Origin of the sequence: Agrococcus jejuensis (genome assembly GCF_007679035.1) — a bacterium.
In the GTDB taxonomy this organism is placed as follows: Bacteria; Actinomycetota; Actinomycetes; order Actinomycetales; family Microbacteriaceae; genus Agrococcus; species Agrococcus jejuensis_A.
Map to the genome: position 1 here is coordinate 1 of NZ_VEFR01000057.1, position 222 is coordinate 222.

The following is a 222-nucleotide window of genomic DNA, read 5'->3' on the forward strand; positions in this document are numbered from 1 at the left end:
GAGTGGGAGTTGTACTGGGTGAGGAGGAGGATGTGGGGCATGGCGGAGTTGAGGAGGTTGGAGAGGGGGAAGTGGATGAGGGGGGGGCGGAGGGTGAAGGGGAAGGGCATGGTGATGGGGAAGGTGGAGGAGGGGATGAGGGAGGGGGTGAGGGTGGGGGAGAGGTGGGTGGTGGAGAGGAGGGCGGAGGAGATGGTGGGTGTGATGGTGGGTGAGGTGGAG

At 65.3% G+C, this 222-nt stretch carries 1 protein-coding gene; it reads left to right on the forward strand.

What is annotated here, in order from left to right:
- On the forward strand, positions 1-222 hold a 222-nt coding region (locus FS793_RS16890), incomplete at both ends, for a hypothetical protein (protein WP_186329573.1).